Here is a 15,510-nt window from a genome sequence, read left to right as displayed (position 1 = left end):
GGTCGATGCGTGTGCATCTACATAGATGCAATTGCATTAACCCTGGAAAGCCGATCCGATGAAACACGAAACCTGCACACGCGCCGACAAGCTCATTCTCGTCAGCCATCACCTCTGCCCCTATGTGCAGCGCGCCGCGATTTCGCTGGCCGAAAAGGGCGTGCCGTTCGAGCGCATCGATATCGACCTCGCCAACAAGCCGGACTGGTTCAAGGCGATCTCGCCGCTCGGCAAGGTGCCGCTGCTGCGCGTGCAGCGAAATGGCGAGGAAACGGTGGTCTTCGAGTCAGCGGTCATCCTGGAATTCCTCGAAGAGACGCAGGCCAATCCCCTCCACCCTGTCGATCCCTATGCCCGCGCCCGTCATCGTGCCTGGATCGAGTTCGGTTCGGCAGCCCTCAACGCCATCGGCCGGTTCTATTCAGCCCCGACCGAGGCTGGCTTCCTTGCCGAATCCAGCGCGCTGTCCGCCATGTTCGATCGCCTCGAAGCCGAGCTGGCGGACGAGCCCGGCGGACCCTGGTTCGCCAGCAAGCACTTTTCGCTGGTCGACGCCGTTTACGGTCCGGTCTTCCGCTATCTCGATGTCTTCGACCGCATCGGTGATTTCGGCATTCTGGACGGCAAACCGCTCGTCCGAGCCTGGCGCAAGGCGTTGAGTGAACGCCCGTCGATCAAACACGCCGTGGCACCGGAGTACCCGCAGCGCCTGCATGCTTTCCTGCAAGCGAAGGGATCGCACCTTTCAGGCCTCATCCGGCAAAACAATCCAGCCACCGCGCCTCGGTCAGCCCAATCCGCTTGAACGGATCGATCACCGTACCGGCCACCATCGAGGCGAGAAACTGCGGCGCCGGCGGGATTTTTGCCACCGTCGACACCAGCCTGTCGCGGAGGAAGGGCAGCGCCGCCGAATCCGACTGGTAGAACGGCGTGAATGCCAGCGACAGCGCCTGGAAGATGCGGACATGCCAGCGCCGCGCCTTCGCATAGGCCTCCAGTGCTGCCTCGACACTCGTTGTCCGCACCAGCGCATGGCTGAGCGCCGCCGCGTCGAGCAGCGCCATGTTCGCCCCTTGCCCGAGTTGCGGACTGGTGGAATGCGCCGCGTCGCCGATGACGGCCAATCGCCTACCGGCCGGGAGCTTCATCGTGTGGTGGCCGTAGCGGGCCAGCGAGAGCTGGTCGAAACCGTCGATCTGGCTGGTGAACGCCTCGCTCTGTGGCCACAGCCGGACCACCCTTTCCTTCCAGGCGTCCAGACCCACTGCCCGCACTTGCTCGAAATCCGCCGGCTTGAGGCTCCAGAAAAATGCCGCCATCTTTTCAGCGCCCGGCTCCGGCCGGCCGATCGGCAGCACGCCGATCATCATGCTCGCCTTGTCGTAGCGCTGCAGCAGCGCGTGATCGTCGAAACCCTCGCCGCGCCAGCCGAGCGAGGCCCAGAACGCGCCATAGGTAAGTGGCCGCGGCTCGCCCGGAGCGCTCGCGCGCCGCAGTTTCGAGCGCGAACCGCTGGCGTCGACGACCAGATCGAACGGCCCTGTCTTTCGTCCGTTGCCGCAGATCAGCGTCGCACTTTCGCCGGTCTCCAGAGCCTCGACCTCGACGCCGGTCTCGATGGCGATCGCCTCGCGCTGCGCGGCGCGGAAAAGCACGCCGAACAAGGCCGCCCGGTGCACCGCCAGCCCAAAGCGGCCGCCGCGTTGCGCATCATAGCGGACATCGAGCACGGTGCGGCCGGTGCTGGCATCGGCGCCATGCAGGCGGTCGATGCGGCTGCCCAGCGCCAGTATGTCTTGGAGCAGGCCGAGATCCGCCAGCACAGTCAGCCCTGTCGGCTGCAGAATCAGCCCGGAGCCGACCGGCTTCGGCTCATCGAAGCGCTCGAAGACCGTGACCCGATGCCCGGCACGCTTGAGATAGAGCGCCATGGCCAATCCCGCCGGCCCGGCGCCGGCAATTGCGATGTCGTAGGAAATGCCAATGCCCCCAAAGCCGAATGGCCGGGACAATCCTTCAGCCGCCCGACGAAATCAAGCCGCGGGTTTTAGCCGCCGTTCAAGCCTGCATGGCATCAAAGCCGGAACGCGCGTCGCGCACCGCGTCATGATTGAGTTCGGCCCATAGGATCAGCTGATGCAAGGCGCCGAACATCGAGTGCCCGAGATCGGTCAGGCTGTATTCGACGCTCGGCGGCTTGGTCGGGAACACTTCGCGATGCACATAGCCGTCACGCTGCAAATCATGGAGCGTCTGCGTCAGCATGCGCTGTGAGATATCGGGCACCAGCCGCCGCAATTCGCCAAACCGATAGGGCTTTTCGGCCAGCGCCATCATCAGCAGCGAGCTCCATTTGCCGCTCACCCCCTGGATGACATCGCGGACTGGACAATTTGCAAAATTGCCGCCGCCGGAGATCGCCTTGTAGACCTCCATCTTCGATCTCAGATTGACGATCTTGCTGTCCACCGCTGGTTCCCTGCGCCTGCCTACCTCCCGAAAAACTGCCTTCTTTACGGCCACGGGTCAATTCCTATTTTAGTGCTGGTCTCTTTCTGAGACTGCCACTCGAACCGCCTTAGCGGCGCAATGTCAGGATCTTCCATGACCGAAACCCTTCTCGTCACCGGCGCTTCCGGCCAGCTCGGCCGCGGCGTCATCAACCATCTGCTGGACACGTTCAAGGTTCCAGCGGGCCGGATCATCGCCGCCACCCGCAATCCGGAAAACCTTGCCGAGTTGGCGGCGCGAGGTGTCATCACAAGGGCGGCTGACTTCGACGACACACTATCGTTGGAGGCTGCGTTCAAGGGCGCCGACAGGGTGCTGATCATCTCGACCGGCGAGATCGACCTGCTTCACGGCAAGCGCCTGAGGCAGCACGAGAACGCGGTTGCCGCCGGGAAGAAGGCCGGCGTTTCCCACCTTCTCTACACCTCGATGCCGAATCCAGAACCGGTTTCGCCGGTGCTGTTTGCCAATGATCACTACGGCACCGAGCAGGCGATCAAGGCGAGCGGCATCCCCTACACGATCTTCCGCAACGGCTGGTACCAGGAGAACCTGTTCATGGCCCTGCCGCCCGCGATCGCTTCGGGAAAATGGTACACGTCCGCCGGCGACGGCCGCATGGCGCACGGTGCGCGCGACGACATGGCGGCAGCGATCGCCGCCGGCCTCGCTGCCGCATCAAGCGAAAGCGAGACCTACACCTTGACTGGCCCGCAGGCCTACACGACGGCCGAGATCGCCGCCCTGGTAAGCGAGGTCACCGGCAAGCCGCTCGATGTCGTGCCGGTTTCGGATGAAGCCTTGACCGAAGGCGTGAAGGCGGCTGGCGTTCCCGAGGACTTTGCCCGCATCATCGTGTCGTTCGACGCCAACACGCGTTCCGGCCGCATCGCCATGGTGACGGACGCGGTCGAGACGCTTTCCGGCCGGAAGTCGAAGACGCTGAAGCAGTTCCTCGAGGCAAACAAGGCCGCGCTGGCCGGCTGAAGCGGCGTTTTCGCCGGGCATAGCGGCGCCGCAGCTCTTGAGGTGCCAGAGGAACAATGCCACCGGCGAAGCTCCAATCTCCCCCTCGTGGGCAGGGCTATCCCATATGGAATTCCTGAGATGTCTGCCCGGCACGGACCCCCACCCCTAACCCCTCCCCACAAGGGGGAGGGAGACTTCCGTTACCGCTGACCAAGGAGAATCGCCTGTCTTTTCGGCGCCAAGAAGAATTAAAGGCACGCGGCAGCGTTCCCTCCCCCTTGTGGGGAGGGTTAGGGTGGGGGTTCTTCTTCGCAAGAATCCATATGCGACAGCCCTGCCCACGAGGGGGATGTCCGGCAGGACAGAGGGGGACGCGAAGGATCGCGGCAGAGCGGCTTTTATTCCGAGCCGGTCAGATCGCCACCTGCGTGCCGATCTCGACCACGCGCCCGGTCGGGATCTGAAAGTACTCCGTCGCGTCGGCCGCGGTGCGCGCCAAGCCGATGAACAGCCGGTCCTGCCACACCGGCATGCCGGAATTGGGCGAGGCCTTGAGCGAACGCCGTGACAGGAAGAACGAGGTCGTCATGATGTCGAACTTCCAGCCCTGCTTGCGGCAGATCGCCAGCGCGCGCGGGATGTTCGGCTGCTCCATGTAGCCGAAGGTCAGCGTCACTCGCATGAACAACTCGTTGACCGTCTCCATCTTGACCCGGTCGCTGTCGGGCACCACCGGTTGCGGCGCGGTCACCACCGAAAGGATGACGTTCTGCTCATGCAGCACCTTGTAGTGCTTCAGGCTGTGCATCAGCGCGGTTGGCGCGCTGAGTGGATCGCTCGTCAGGAACACCGCGGTGCCGGACACCAGCTGCGGCTTTTTCTTCAACAAATTGCCGGCGAGGAAGTCGAGCGGGATCTCGTTGCGGCGGGTCTTGTCGAACAGATAGCGGCTGCCGCGCACCCAGGTCCACATGGCCAGCACAATGGTGAAGGCCACGGCCAGCGATGCCCAGCCGCCCTCGAACACTTTGACGATGTTGGAGGCAAAAAAGCCGACGTCGATGAAGCCGAACAGCGCCGTCATGGCGACCGCCACCCACAGCCGCCATTTCCAAATCCGCGTCATGACCACAAACAAGAGCACTGTGGTCACCAGCATGTTGCCGGTCACCGAGATGCCGTATGCCGACGCCAGCCTGCTGGATTCGCCGAAGCCGACGACCAGCATCATCACCACCAGCGCCAGCAGCAAGTTGACGCGCGGCATGTAGATCTGGCCGGACTGTTTCTCCGAGGTGTGCAGGATTTCAAGGCGCGGCAGCATGTTGAGCTGCACCGCCTGCCTCGTCAGCGAGAAGGCGCCCGAGATCACCGCTTGGCTGGCGATGACCGTCGCGGCGGTCGCCAGCACGACCATCGGGATCAGCGTCCAGCCTTCGTTCATCTCGAAGAAAGGATGGCCGACGACGCCGTTCTTGGCCAGCACGAAGGCACCCTGCCCGGCATAGTTCAGCAGCAGGCACGGGAACACGACCCACAGCCAGGCGAGCACGATCGGCTTGCGGCCGAAATGGCCGAGATCGGCATAGAGTGCTTCCGCGCCGGTGACGGCGAGGAAGATGGCGCCGATGGTCACGAAAGCGACGTCGGGCGAATTGATCAGGAACGCGACGATGTAGTGCGGGCTGATCGCCCACAGGATTTCCGGATCGGCGATGATGTGGTTGAGGCCGGAAAGGCCGATCGCCAGGAACCACACCGCCGTCACGGGACCGAAGACCAGCCCCACCCCCCCCGTGCCGAAACGTTGCACCGCAAACACCATGGCAAGAATGACCAGTGTCAGCGGCACGACATAGGGCTGGAAGGTCGGCGTGACGACATTCATGCCCTCAACCGCCGACAGCACCGATATCGCCGGCGTGATGACGGCATCACCGAAGAAAAGCGATGCCCCGACAATGCCGATGCCGAGCATCAGCGCCGAGCGCTTGGGGAAACTGCCGCGCGCCAGCGCCATCAGCGACAGCACGCCGCCCTCGCCGCGGTTGTTCGCCCGCAGCACGAACATGATGTATTTGATGGTGACGATGATCGTCAGCGACCAGATGATCAACGACAAAACGCCCAGAATATCGCCGCGCTGGGCGACTTGTCCGCCCGACGACGCCACCAGCGCCTCGCGAAAGGCGTAGATCGGGCTGGTGCCGATATCCCCATAGACGACACCGAGCGCGCCCAGCATCAGAACCTTGGTGCTGTGCTGCTCGACTTCCGAATGGCTCGATTGTTCGACGGGTTCTGCCTCACTACCAGTATTGGTAAGGGCCATGGACGACACTCCGATAAGCGCGCGGTGCTCTACGCTTGCTGCAATGCAATATCAAGTGCCGTCGCGTAATGGCTGCCATGCCTGCCACGCGAGGCTGCCATTGCTACCATCCGCAGGCCTTGAGGAACCGACCCACCGTGCCGGCCATGCCATACTCCAACGCGTCGGCTGTCAACCCATGTCCGATCGACACTTCGGCCAATGCCGGAATGCGCCGGGCAAGTGCCGGCAGATTGCTGACCACCAGATCGTGCCCGGCATTGACCTGAAGCCCGGCAGCAAGCGCGGCGTCGGCGGTTTTTCCCAGTTTTTCCAGCTCCTTGGCCGCTTTCGCGGAATCTGTGTGATAGCTGCCATATGGACCCGTATAAAGTTCGATACGGTCGGCGCCGATGTCGCGCGCAGCCGCCACGCCATCGGGGTCCGGATCAGAAAACAGCGACACGCGAAAGCCCCCCTTTTTCAGACGCTTGACGATCGGTGTGAGGAACGCGGTCTGGGTCGCGAAGTTCCAGCCATGGTCCGATGTCGCCTGGGCCGGATCGTCCGGCACCAGCGTCACCTGTTCAGGCTGATGCTTTTCCACAAGCAACAGAAAATCCTCGGTCGGATAGCCCTCGATGTTGAATTCCGCGCGCGGAAACTCGTCGTCGATCAGCGACCGGATTTCTGGCAGATCGGAGTGTCTTGTGTGCCGCTCGTCGGGGCGTGGATGCACCGTCAGCCCATGCGCTCCGGCCGCCAGCGCAATGCGGCCGAGGCCGGTCACGCTTGGCCACGGCAGGTCTCGCCGGTTGCGCAGCATGGCGATGGCATTGAGGTTGACGGAGAGCTTTGCAGGCATGCGGGTGGCCTCGGAAATCATTCAACGCGCCCACCTATAATGCCTTTAACGGGAACAGTAATGCCTTTGGTGGGAACAGACTGGGGGTTTCGCGTGTTCCAAGCCTGATGAGCGAACCCGGGAAAGGACGCACCGATGAATTTTCTCGATGAGGTTCCGGCAGTCCGCCGTATCGACACCAGCCGCGACGACCTTTTCGCCATCGATGTCGTCGGGCACGTTTCCGCGGCCGACGGTGAAAATCTTTTCGGGCTGCTGGAGGCAGCCTATGCCCTGCATCCGCGCATCGATGTGCTGGTGCGCCTCGTCGACCACGATGGCGTCGACTGGGCCGACATCGCGGACGAGACCCTGAAGCAGGGCGCCATTCATGCATTGGAACATGTCGGCCGTTGCGCAACCATCGGCGAACCGGACTGGATAGCGGACGCACAACGCTTTCTGCCGTCCTCACCGCCCATCGAAATCAGGCATTTCAGGGCGGAGGACGAGGCTGCCGCCTGGCAATGGCTTGCCGCACAGCCTATCGGGGCAACAGCATCCGGCGCCCCTACCTGACGATCGTCAGCCGCTCGGCCGCCCGCGTGATGGCGGTGTAGAGCCAGCGCTGGCGGGTTTCCTTGAAGGCCCAGCTTTCATCGAACAGCACAATCTCGTTCCACTGCGAGCCCTGCGCCTTGTGCACGGTCAGCGCGTAACCATAGTCGAAATCGTCGAAGCGCTTCTTCTGCTGCCAGGGGATATCGGCATCGGGATCCTCGAACGCCGCCTTGAGCAGCTTGATCTTGGCGACGCCACGATCCGGATCGTCCTCTTCCGGCGACACCAGAAGATTGATGCCGGGCTTCACCGTCTCGCGCGACGAGGTCATCACCTTCCACAGCGAGCCGTTGAGCAGGCCCTTGGCCGGATCGTTGCGCAGGCAGACGAGCTTGTCGCCGGCCTGCGGATAATCGGCGTTGAAGCCCTTGAGCTCGCGCAGCCGCTGATTGTAGCGGCGACGCGTGCGGTTGGTGCCGACCAGCACCTGGTCCGCCTTCAGCACCAGCTCCTGGGTGACGTCTTCCTTGCCGATCACCTGCGCCGTGCCATAGTCGCCACGCATGAATTCACGGCCCTCGCGCACATCGAGCGCCAGCCGCAGGATCGGGTTGTCGCGCGCCTGCCGGTGGATTTCGGTCAGCAGAAAATCTGGCTCGTGGTCGGTGAAGAAGCCGCCGCCCGAGATCGGCGGCAGCTGGCCGGGGTCGCCCAGCACCAGGATCGGCGTGCCGAAACTCATCAGGTCGCGGCCGAGCTGCTCGTCGACCATCGAGCATTCGTCGATGACGACCAGTTTCGCCCGCGTAATCGGGCTCTGGCGGTTGAGCGAGAAGGTCGGCGACATCGACGTCTTGCCGGTGACCTCGTCCGATACCGATTCCTCGCCCTTCGGCCGATAGATCAGCGAATGGATGGTGCGCGCATTGACCGCGCCCTTGGAGCGCAGCACCTGCGCCGCCTTGCCGGTAAAGGCGGCGAACTGCACCTGGCCGTCGACATGTTCGGCGAAATACCGCGCCAAGGTCGTCTTGCCGGTGCCGGCATAGCCGAACAGCCGGAACAGCTGCGGCTGGCCGGTCTTCAGCCATTGGGCGACCGCCTTCAGCGCGTCGTCCTGTTGGGGAGAGAATTCCATCAGCGCGAGAGACCGGATTCGCAAGGGAAAGACAAGACAACCGCCACCATCATCGATGCGCCGGGACGCTTCAATGCCGCCGACAGGTCAGGCTATCAGGCGCAAACAAGAACGTAAAGGGAACATACAAGCTCGCCCCACACCTTATCGAATCGGCTGGGGATCGTTCTCCAGCAGGATCGGCTTGCCGTGCGGCGTGGCATGCGCGGCGCGCTCCCAAGCCTCAGCCATAGCGTCGACATCCGACTTCGCGGCCAGCCCTTTGGTGGCAAGCAGGCTTTCCAGCGCCGCCAGCCAATGTTCGTAATAATCGTGGCCGTCGGCAGCAGCGCCCGGTCTCTTCACTTCTTCCGACAGCGCCTGCGCCCACTCGCTCCACGAAAACAGGCCCTTGTCGTGCAACGCCACCGTCATGGCGAACGCCTCGGCCTGCCATGGCTCGGCAAACACCGGCGCATCGACGCTCGGCGGCAAATCGGCCATGTCCGAGTCACGCCGGCTCAAGATAGCTCTCCCAGGCATCGATCGACACAACAAGCATCGGGTCGGCGCCCTCGCCCCAGATTTCCGATCCTTCGAAAACCACGGTGTAGACCCATTGCGGGTTTTCGCCGTGGCCATGCGCGTTGCTGTCGGGGAACACGAAGCCATCGCGCACGGCCTCGATTCTACCCTGCTTGCCGCGCGCGTAGCGCGGCAGCCGCGTGTGGCCGGTCGGGTTGAAATTCTTGGTCCGTATAGGATCGCCGGCCTTGAACCGCGCTGGCTGTGCCACCGGCCGGTCGCAAGGCCCGCCCTTGGCCAGCACGGCAGGCACGTTTTCCGCCTTCAGCACCCTTTTCGGTGTCGCAGCCGGATCAACCGCTCGGCCCTCAGCCAAGTCGCGCTCGCTGACAAACCCATGGCGCTTGAGCAGCACCTCCAGCGCCTTGATCCAGATCTCGTAGTAGCTGGAGGCATAATAGTCGGCCGGATGCAGTGATTCCCGCGCATGCCGGCTCTCGTCGATGTTCCAGGCTCCCATGGCGCCGGCAGTCAGCGTCACGCCGAGCGCCCGCCTTTCCCAGGCGGTATGGAAGTAAGGCTCGTCCTGTTCGGGCGCGACGGGACCGAACCCCATCTGCCCGCCGAGATCCTGCGGCCCGTTCATGCCGGCTGCCCCTCTATTTCAGGTCTTTGGGCCAAGCCTGTCCCGATCATCGCATCACGGCTGACCAGTTCCGCCAGCCGCTCCTCGCTCCAGCCCTCGGTGCCCTCGGGCCGCATCGGCACGACGAGATAGCGCAGCTCCGCGGTCGAATCCCAGACGCGGATTTTCTTGTCCGCCGGCAGCGTCAGCCCGAACTCCTCCAGCACGCCGCGCGGATCGATGACGGCACGCGAACGATAGGGCGGCGCCTTGTACCAGACCGGCGGCAGGCCGAGCACCGACCACGGATAGCAGGAGCACAGCGTGCAGACGACGAGATTGTGCGTCTCCTCGGTGTTGAACACCGCCTGCATGTGCTCGCCCTGACGGCCGGTATAGCTCAGCGATTCGATCGCCGCCGTCGCATCGCGTTTCAGCCATTCGGCATAGGCGGGATCGCTCCAGGCCTTCGCCACCACCCTGGCGCCGTTGCGCGGGCCGATTTTCGTCTCGTAGGTATCGACGATGACGTCGATCGCCGCCGGATCGATCAGCCCCTTTTGGGTGAGGATGGTTTCCAGCGCGCGGACGCGGGCGGCAAACGGATCGAGTTCGTTGTCGTGGCCATGATCGTGTGACATGGCTACAAACTACGTTTGCAATGATGCCGCCGCAAGCGCGACGGCTTGGGCCAACGGCATATGGCGTCGGCCCTGTCACATCATTCGGCGGCCGCCCGCTGCGGTTCGGCCAGCATGTCTTCCCTTGGTTTGAACAGCGAGAGCTGGTCGACATCTTCGACCGGGCTCGGCTCGCCCTTGCGACTTGACCAAAGCCCGACCAGCCAGCCCGAGAAATTCTCCATGTAGACATAGATCACCGGCGTCACGAACAGCGTCAGCGCCTGCGAGGCAAGCAGGCCGCCGACAACGGCAACGCCCAGCGGCTGGCGCAGCTCGGCGCTGGCGCCGGTGCCGAGCGCGATCGGGATGGTGCCCATCAGTGCCGCCAGCGTCGTCATCATGATCGGCCTGAACCGCATCAGGCACGCCTTGTGGATCGACTCGGTCGCCGACATGCCTTCTCGTCGCAGTTCGAGCGCGACGTCGACCATCATGATGCCGTTCTTCTTGACGATGCCGATCAGCATCAGGATGCCGATCACCGCGATGACAGACAGATCCATGCCGGCGAAGCGCAGCGCAACAACCGCTCCTAGCACGGCCGACGGCAGGCCGGTGAGGATCGTCAGCGGGTGGATGAAGCTCTCGTAGAGGATGCCGAGCACGATGTAGATGGTCAGGATTGCGCCGCCGACCAGAAAACCCTGGTTGGCAAGAGAATCCTGGAAGGTCTTGGCCGTCCCGGCGAAGGTGGTCGAGATCACCGTCGGCATGCCGATCTGCTCCTTGAGCGCATTGATGCGGGTCACGCTGTCGCCCAGCGCCACGCCCTGCGGCAGATTGTAGGAGATGGTCACGGCCGGAAGCTGGCCGAGCTGGTTGACCGTCAGGGCGCCGGCCGTGCGATCGACCCGGGCGAAGGCGCCGAGCGGAACAAGACTGCCGCTCGCCGTCCTCATCTGGATGGCCAGCATCCGCTCGGGCGACCACTCGATCTTGGGATCGAGCTCGGTGATGACTTCGTAGCTGTCGGCCGAACCGAAGATTGTCGAAACCTGGTCGGTGCCGAACCCGCCATAGAGGGCGGAGCGCAACGTGTCGGTGTCGATACCGAGCTGGGCGGCCTTGTCGCGATCCACCACCAGCGTCGCCTGCAGCGCATTGTTCTGCAGGTCGCTGGTGACGTCGGTGAAGTTCGCATGGTCGGCAGCCATCGCGTCGTTCAGTTTCTGCGCCCAAATATCGGTCAGGCCGGTATCAAGGCCCTGAACCACGAGCTGGTAGGCGCTTGCCGACGACCGCGAGCCCAGCCTCAAATTCTGCACCGGCTGCATGTAGGTCTCGATGCCCGCCACGCCGGCCAGTTGCTTGCGCAGATCCGAAAGCACCTTCTCGATATCGGGGCGCTGGTCCTTGCCCTTGAGCTGGACGAAAAGCTGCCCCTGGTTGAGCGCATTGTTGCCGCTGCCCGCCGACCACGCCACATGGTCGACATAGGGCGAATGCGAGAAGACACTGGCGACCTGTCCTTGCAGCCTGGACATGGCGTCGAAAGAGATGTCCTGACGTGCGATGGTGGTCACCGATATCTGGCCGATGTCCTCCTGCGGGAAGAAACCCTTCGGGGAAGTCTGGATCAGCCACACCGACGCTGCCGCGGTGCCGACGAAGACGAGGAACACCAGGAAGGTGTGGCGCAGGCAGAAGCTCAAGACCCTGTCGTAGCCGCGGGTGATGAGGTCCTGCTTATGGCCGGGGCCATGCTTGTCACGGTCGGCTTTGGTCACCGACAGCAGCCGCGAGCACAGCATCGGCGTCAGCGTCAGCGACACGAACATCGACGCCAGGATGGCGACCGTCACCACGACGGCGAACTCGTTGAAGATGCGCCCGATGACGCCACCCATCAGCAGCACGGGGATGAACACCGCCACCAGCGAAATCGAGATCGAGATGATGGTGAAGCCGATTTCGCGCGCGCCCTTCAGCGACGCATCGAAAGCCGACAACCCCTCCTCCTCCATATGGCGGAAGATGTTTTCAAGCATCACGATGGCGTCGTCGACGACGAGGCCGACGGCGAGCGTCAGGCCCATCAGCGAGATGTTGTCGATGGAAAAGCCGAACAGGAACATCGCGCCGAGCGTGGCAATCAGCGAGATCGGCACAGCCACGGCCGGAATGATCGTCGCCGTCACCCGGCGTAGGAACACGAAGATCACCATGATCACCAGGGCAATGGTGAGCAACAGCGTGAACTGCACGTCGCTGACCGCCTGCCGGATCGAACTGGAGCGGTCGTTAAGCAGCTTGATGTCGGCGGCGGCCGGCATCTGGTCCTTGAAGGACGGCAGCATCGCCTTGACCTTGTCGACGACGTCGACAGTGTTGGCGTCGGGCTGGCGTTGCACCGCCATGATGATCGCGCGGGTGCCATCGTACCAACTTGCGGTGGTGGTGGTCTGCACCGAATCGACCACGCGGGTCACCTCGCCCAGCCGCACGGGATGACCGTTTTTGGTGGCGATGATGATGTTGGAGAAGCCGGCGGCGTCGGTCAGCTGCGTGTTGGCGGTGATGGTGAGCTGCTGCTTGTCGTTCTGCAGCACGCCCAGCGGCGTGTTGCTGTTGGCCGAGGCGACCGCCGCCTGCAGCTGATCGATCGAGATGCCGCGCGCGGCAAGCGCGGTCGGGTCGATCTGGATGCGCACCGCGTATTTCTGTTGGCCGAAGATCGAGACCTGCGCCACGCCGTCGATGGTCGACAGCGACGGCGAGATGACATTTTCCGCGAAAGCATCGAGATCGGTCAGCGGAACCGTGTCGCTGACCAGCGACATCAAAAGGATCGGCGCGTCGGCCGGATTGACCTTGCGATAGCTCGGCGGCGCCGTCATCTGCGGCGGCAATGATTTCTGCGTGCGCGCGATCGCCGCCTGCACGTCGGCTGCTGCCGCGTCGATGTCGCGGTTGAGCACGAACTGGATGGCGATCGAGGTCTGGCCAAGCGAGTTCGTGGTCGAGATCGAATCGATGCCGGCGATGGTGGCGAACTGCTTGATCAGCGGCGTCGCCACCGATGTCGCCATGGTTTCCGGCGAGGCGCCCGGCAGCGAGGCCGAGACATTGACCACCGGGAATTCGGCGCTGGGCAGTGCCGCCACCGGCAGGAACTTGTAGGCGAACAATCCGCCCAGCACGAGGGCGAACGACATCAGAAGGGTGGCGACAGGCCTGCGTATGCAGAATTCGGAGATCATTGGGCTGCCTCGCCGGCTTTGCTCGCCTCGGCCACCTTCGGCGCGGCATCGGCCGTGGCCTTGCCCTCATGCACCGCGGCGCCGTCCTTCAGCCTCGTCTGGCCCTCAGTGACAACTTTCTCGCCGCTTTTCAGCCCCTGGCTGATGGCGCTGTTGTCGCCTTCGGTCAGCGCCACCTGCACCGGCCGCATCTCGACGGTGTTGTCCGGCTTGACGACATAGACGAACGGCCCCTTCTGGCTTGGCTGCACCGCGACCGTGGGAACCGACGTCATCTGCGGCATGATGCCGGCGTCGAGCACGACATTCACATACTGGCCGGGCCATAGCGAAAGATCGGCATTGGGAATGCTTGCCCGCGTGGCAATCGTGCCCGACGCGGTGTCGACGCTGGAGTCGACGAAATCGAGCGTACCCTTGCCGATCGGCGTCGGGTCGCCATCCTTGGTCAGCGTCACCGCGTCCTGCTGCGGGTTGGCGAGCGCCTTGTGCAGCAGGGCCAGATTGCTCTCGGGAAGATTGAAGTTGACCTGCAGCGGGTCCATCTGGGTGATGGTCACCAGCGGAGTGGCCGTGCTGCTGTTGCCATTGCTGACGGTGACGAGATCGCCGACAGCGACGCTGACAGCGCCCAGCCTGCCGGAAATCGGCGCCGTGATCGTGGCGAAGCCAAGCTGGACATTGTCGGCGTCGATTGTCGCCTTGTCGGCATCGACAGTCGCTGCGGCAGCCTTCTGCGCGGCGACGGCCTGGTCGTAGGTCTGCTGCGTGCCGGCCTGCTTGGCGACCAGATCCTTGGCGCGCTGGAGATCCGACTGCGAGCTGGCGAGCATCGCCTGATCCTTGGCCAACGCCGCCTCGTCCTTGGCAAGCTGCGCCTTCAGCGCCCGGTCATCGAGCGAAAACAGAACGTCGCCGACCCTGACCATCTGCCCGTCCTTGACATCGATGGAGACGATCTGGCTGGACACCCGCGCGTTGATGTTGACGACGGCGGGAGAGGAGACGAAGCCGATGGCGTAGCGCCGGATCGGGAAATCGGCTGTCGAGGCGACGGCCGAGAGGATGGAGGCCGAGCGCCCCGCATTGTCGGCCTTCTTGTCCGAAGCCGCGGCCTGTTTGTCCGGCGCGGCAACTTGCTTTGCGCCGATGACCTGCTGGACCCTGCCAAGCGCGTCAGGCGAAAGATAGAGCCACCCGGCCGCACCCAGGCAGGCTACGGCCAGCAACGAAAGAACGACTTTTCCACGCATGGTCAAAGGCCCTCTCCACCCGACACGTCGTGGTCCGATGGTTCTATTCCAACGCGGCCCGTTGCCGCGATTTCGCCGAATAGATAGGACACGCCTTTGTCGGAAAAGGGCCAAAAGGCGGCATTACGAAGATTTAATGTGCACTGCACAATGGATGTGCAACACGGGGCGGCTCCCGATCCGGCGGCGGTCCGCCGAGAGTCAGGATCCCGTCCCCTACGACCAGATGGTACGCCCCACGGCCTACCCGAGCATCGGCCAAAGCGTCGCCGCCAGCAGCACGCCCATGGCGATGTTGAACCATTTCAGCCGCACCGGGTCCGACAGGAAACCGCGCAGTGCGGTGCCGAACCCAGCCCACACCGAGACGCTCGGCAAATTGACGATGGTGAAAGCCACGGCGATCAACACCACCGACAGGAACGGGTGCTCGGCATTGGCATAGACGGCCATGGCGGTGATCGCCATCACCCACGCCTTGAGATTGACCCACTGGAATGCGGCTGCCTCGATGAAGCGCATGGGCCGCGCTTTCGTCTCGCCCTTGCCGGTCAGCGTGCGCGACATGGCGATCTTCCAGGCGAGGTACAAAAGATAGGCGCCGCCGGCGATCTTGAGCGCGGTATGCAGCGCCGGAAACGCCGTCAACACAGCGCCGAGGCCAAGACCGACGGCAAGCAGCAGCACGAGGAAACCCATGCTGATGCCCAGCATGTGCGGAACGGTTCTGACGAGGCCGAAATTCACGCCCGATGCCAGAAGCATGAGATTGTTCGGCCCCGGCGTGATCGACGTCACGAAGGCGTAGACAAGCAGGGCAAGGAATGCGTCGAGCGACATGGATATCTTCCCTGACAAGTCAGCATCTTGTCTCTTCTGGCGACCCCGCAAAGGCTACGGACGGCCTC

Annotated in this window: 14 protein-coding genes; 3 read left to right on the top strand and 11 right to left on the bottom strand. The window is 63.6% G+C overall.

Annotated elements, in window-relative coordinates; translation table 11 throughout:
* The first annotated feature begins 58 nt into the window (after positions 1-58).
* Positions 59-805: a glutathione S-transferase family protein gene (locus tag NKH52_RS21445; protein WP_352733447.1), complete on the top strand. Its 747-nt coding sequence runs from the start codon at positions 59-61 to the stop codon at positions 803-805.
* Here the strand turns inward: NKH52_RS21445 and NKH52_RS21440 are convergent.
* Together NKH52_RS21440 and NKH52_RS21435 are read right to left on the bottom strand one after the other, a co-directional pair.
* Entirely contained in the window at positions 753-2,015 is a 1,263-nt protein-coding gene (locus NKH52_RS21440; protein WP_352733450.1) for an FAD-dependent oxidoreductase, read from the bottom strand. The genes NKH52_RS21445 and NKH52_RS21440 overlap by 53 nt on opposite strands.
* A 46-nt stretch (positions 2,016-2,061) precedes the next feature.
* Positions 2,062-2,472: a winged helix-turn-helix transcriptional regulator gene (locus NKH52_RS21435; protein ID WP_127293162.1), complete on the bottom strand. Its 411-nt coding sequence runs from the start codon at positions 2,470-2,472 to the stop codon at positions 2,062-2,064.
* A gap of 135 nt (positions 2,473-2,607) precedes the next feature.
* Here NKH52_RS21435 and NKH52_RS21430 point away from each other — a divergent pair, with 135 nt between their 5' ends.
* Positions 2,608-3,501: an SDR family oxidoreductase gene (locus NKH52_RS21430; RefSeq protein WP_352733453.1), complete on the top strand. Its 894-nt coding sequence runs from the start codon at positions 2,608-2,610 to the stop codon at positions 3,499-3,501.
* Between the two features lie 394 nt (positions 3,502-3,895).
* Here the strand turns inward: NKH52_RS21430 and NKH52_RS21425 are convergent, their stop codons facing one another.
* Together NKH52_RS21425 and NKH52_RS21420 are read right to left on the bottom strand one after the other, a co-directional pair.
* The gene (locus NKH52_RS21425; protein WP_127293158.1) at positions 3,896-5,815 is read right to left on the bottom strand and encodes a potassium transporter Kup; all 1,920 of its coding nucleotides are present in this window, start codon (positions 5,813-5,815) and stop codon (positions 3,896-3,898) included.
* 103 nt (positions 5,816-5,918) lie between these two features.
* Positions 5,919-6,659 (bottom strand): pyridoxine 5'-phosphate synthase, encoded by a 741-nt coding sequence (locus NKH52_RS21420; RefSeq protein ID WP_352733537.1) that lies wholly within the window; start codon positions 6,657-6,659, stop codon positions 5,919-5,921.
* Between the two features lie 135 nt (positions 6,660-6,794).
* Between NKH52_RS21420 and NKH52_RS21415 the strand changes: the two genes are divergently transcribed.
* Positions 6,795-7,217, top strand: coding sequence for a SpoIIAA family protein (locus tag NKH52_RS21415; RefSeq protein ID WP_128305796.1), 423 nt, complete (start codon positions 6,795-6,797; stop codon positions 7,215-7,217).
* Here NKH52_RS21415 and NKH52_RS21410 read toward each other — a convergent pair.
* The 7 genes from NKH52_RS21410 to NKH52_RS21380 form a co-directional block, all read right to left on the bottom strand.
* Entirely contained in the window at positions 7,210-8,337 is a 1,128-nt protein-coding gene (locus tag NKH52_RS21410; RefSeq protein WP_027034850.1) for an ATP-dependent DNA helicase, read from the bottom strand. The two genes, NKH52_RS21415 and NKH52_RS21410, sit on opposite strands and share 8 nt — an antisense overlap.
* 144 nt (positions 8,338-8,481) lie before the next feature.
* Positions 8,482-8,820: a nitrile hydratase accessory protein gene (locus NKH52_RS21405; protein ID WP_164780066.1), complete on the bottom strand. Its 339-nt coding sequence runs from the start codon at positions 8,818-8,820 to the stop codon at positions 8,482-8,484.
* Positions 8,821-8,827: 7 nt separating this feature from the next.
* Entirely contained in the window at positions 8,828-9,487 is a 660-nt protein-coding gene (gene nthB / locus NKH52_RS21400) for a nitrile hydratase subunit beta (protein WP_127293152.1), read from the bottom strand.
* Positions 9,484-10,107: a nitrile hydratase subunit alpha gene (gene nthA, locus NKH52_RS21395; protein WP_127293150.1), complete on the bottom strand. Its 624-nt coding sequence runs from the start codon at positions 10,105-10,107 to the stop codon at positions 9,484-9,486. The genes nthB and nthA overlap by 4 nt, the downstream gene beginning before the upstream one ends.
* Before the next feature lie 80 nt (positions 10,108-10,187).
* Positions 10,188-13,349, bottom strand: coding sequence for an efflux RND transporter permease subunit (locus NKH52_RS21390; RefSeq protein ID WP_127293148.1), 3,162 nt, complete (start codon positions 13,347-13,349; stop codon positions 10,188-10,190).
* Positions 13,346-14,602: an efflux RND transporter periplasmic adaptor subunit gene (locus NKH52_RS21385; protein WP_352733460.1), complete on the bottom strand. Its 1,257-nt coding sequence runs from the start codon at positions 14,600-14,602 to the stop codon at positions 13,346-13,348. The genes NKH52_RS21390 and NKH52_RS21385 overlap by 4 nt, the downstream gene beginning before the upstream one ends.
* A 243-nt stretch (positions 14,603-14,845) precedes the next feature.
* Complete coding sequence (locus NKH52_RS21380; protein ID WP_352733463.1) at positions 14,846-15,442, bottom strand: LysE family translocator; 597 nt, start codon at positions 15,440-15,442, stop codon at positions 14,846-14,848.
* Between the last annotated feature and the right edge of the window lie 68 nt (positions 15,443-15,510).

It is taken from the genome of Mesorhizobium sp. M1066 (genome assembly GCF_040318635.1).
Taxonomy (GTDB): domain Bacteria; phylum Pseudomonadota; class Alphaproteobacteria; order Rhizobiales; family Rhizobiaceae; genus Mesorhizobium.
Note: the sequence above shows the minus strand (reverse complement) of the source record. Positions and strands in the feature narration are given on the sequence as shown.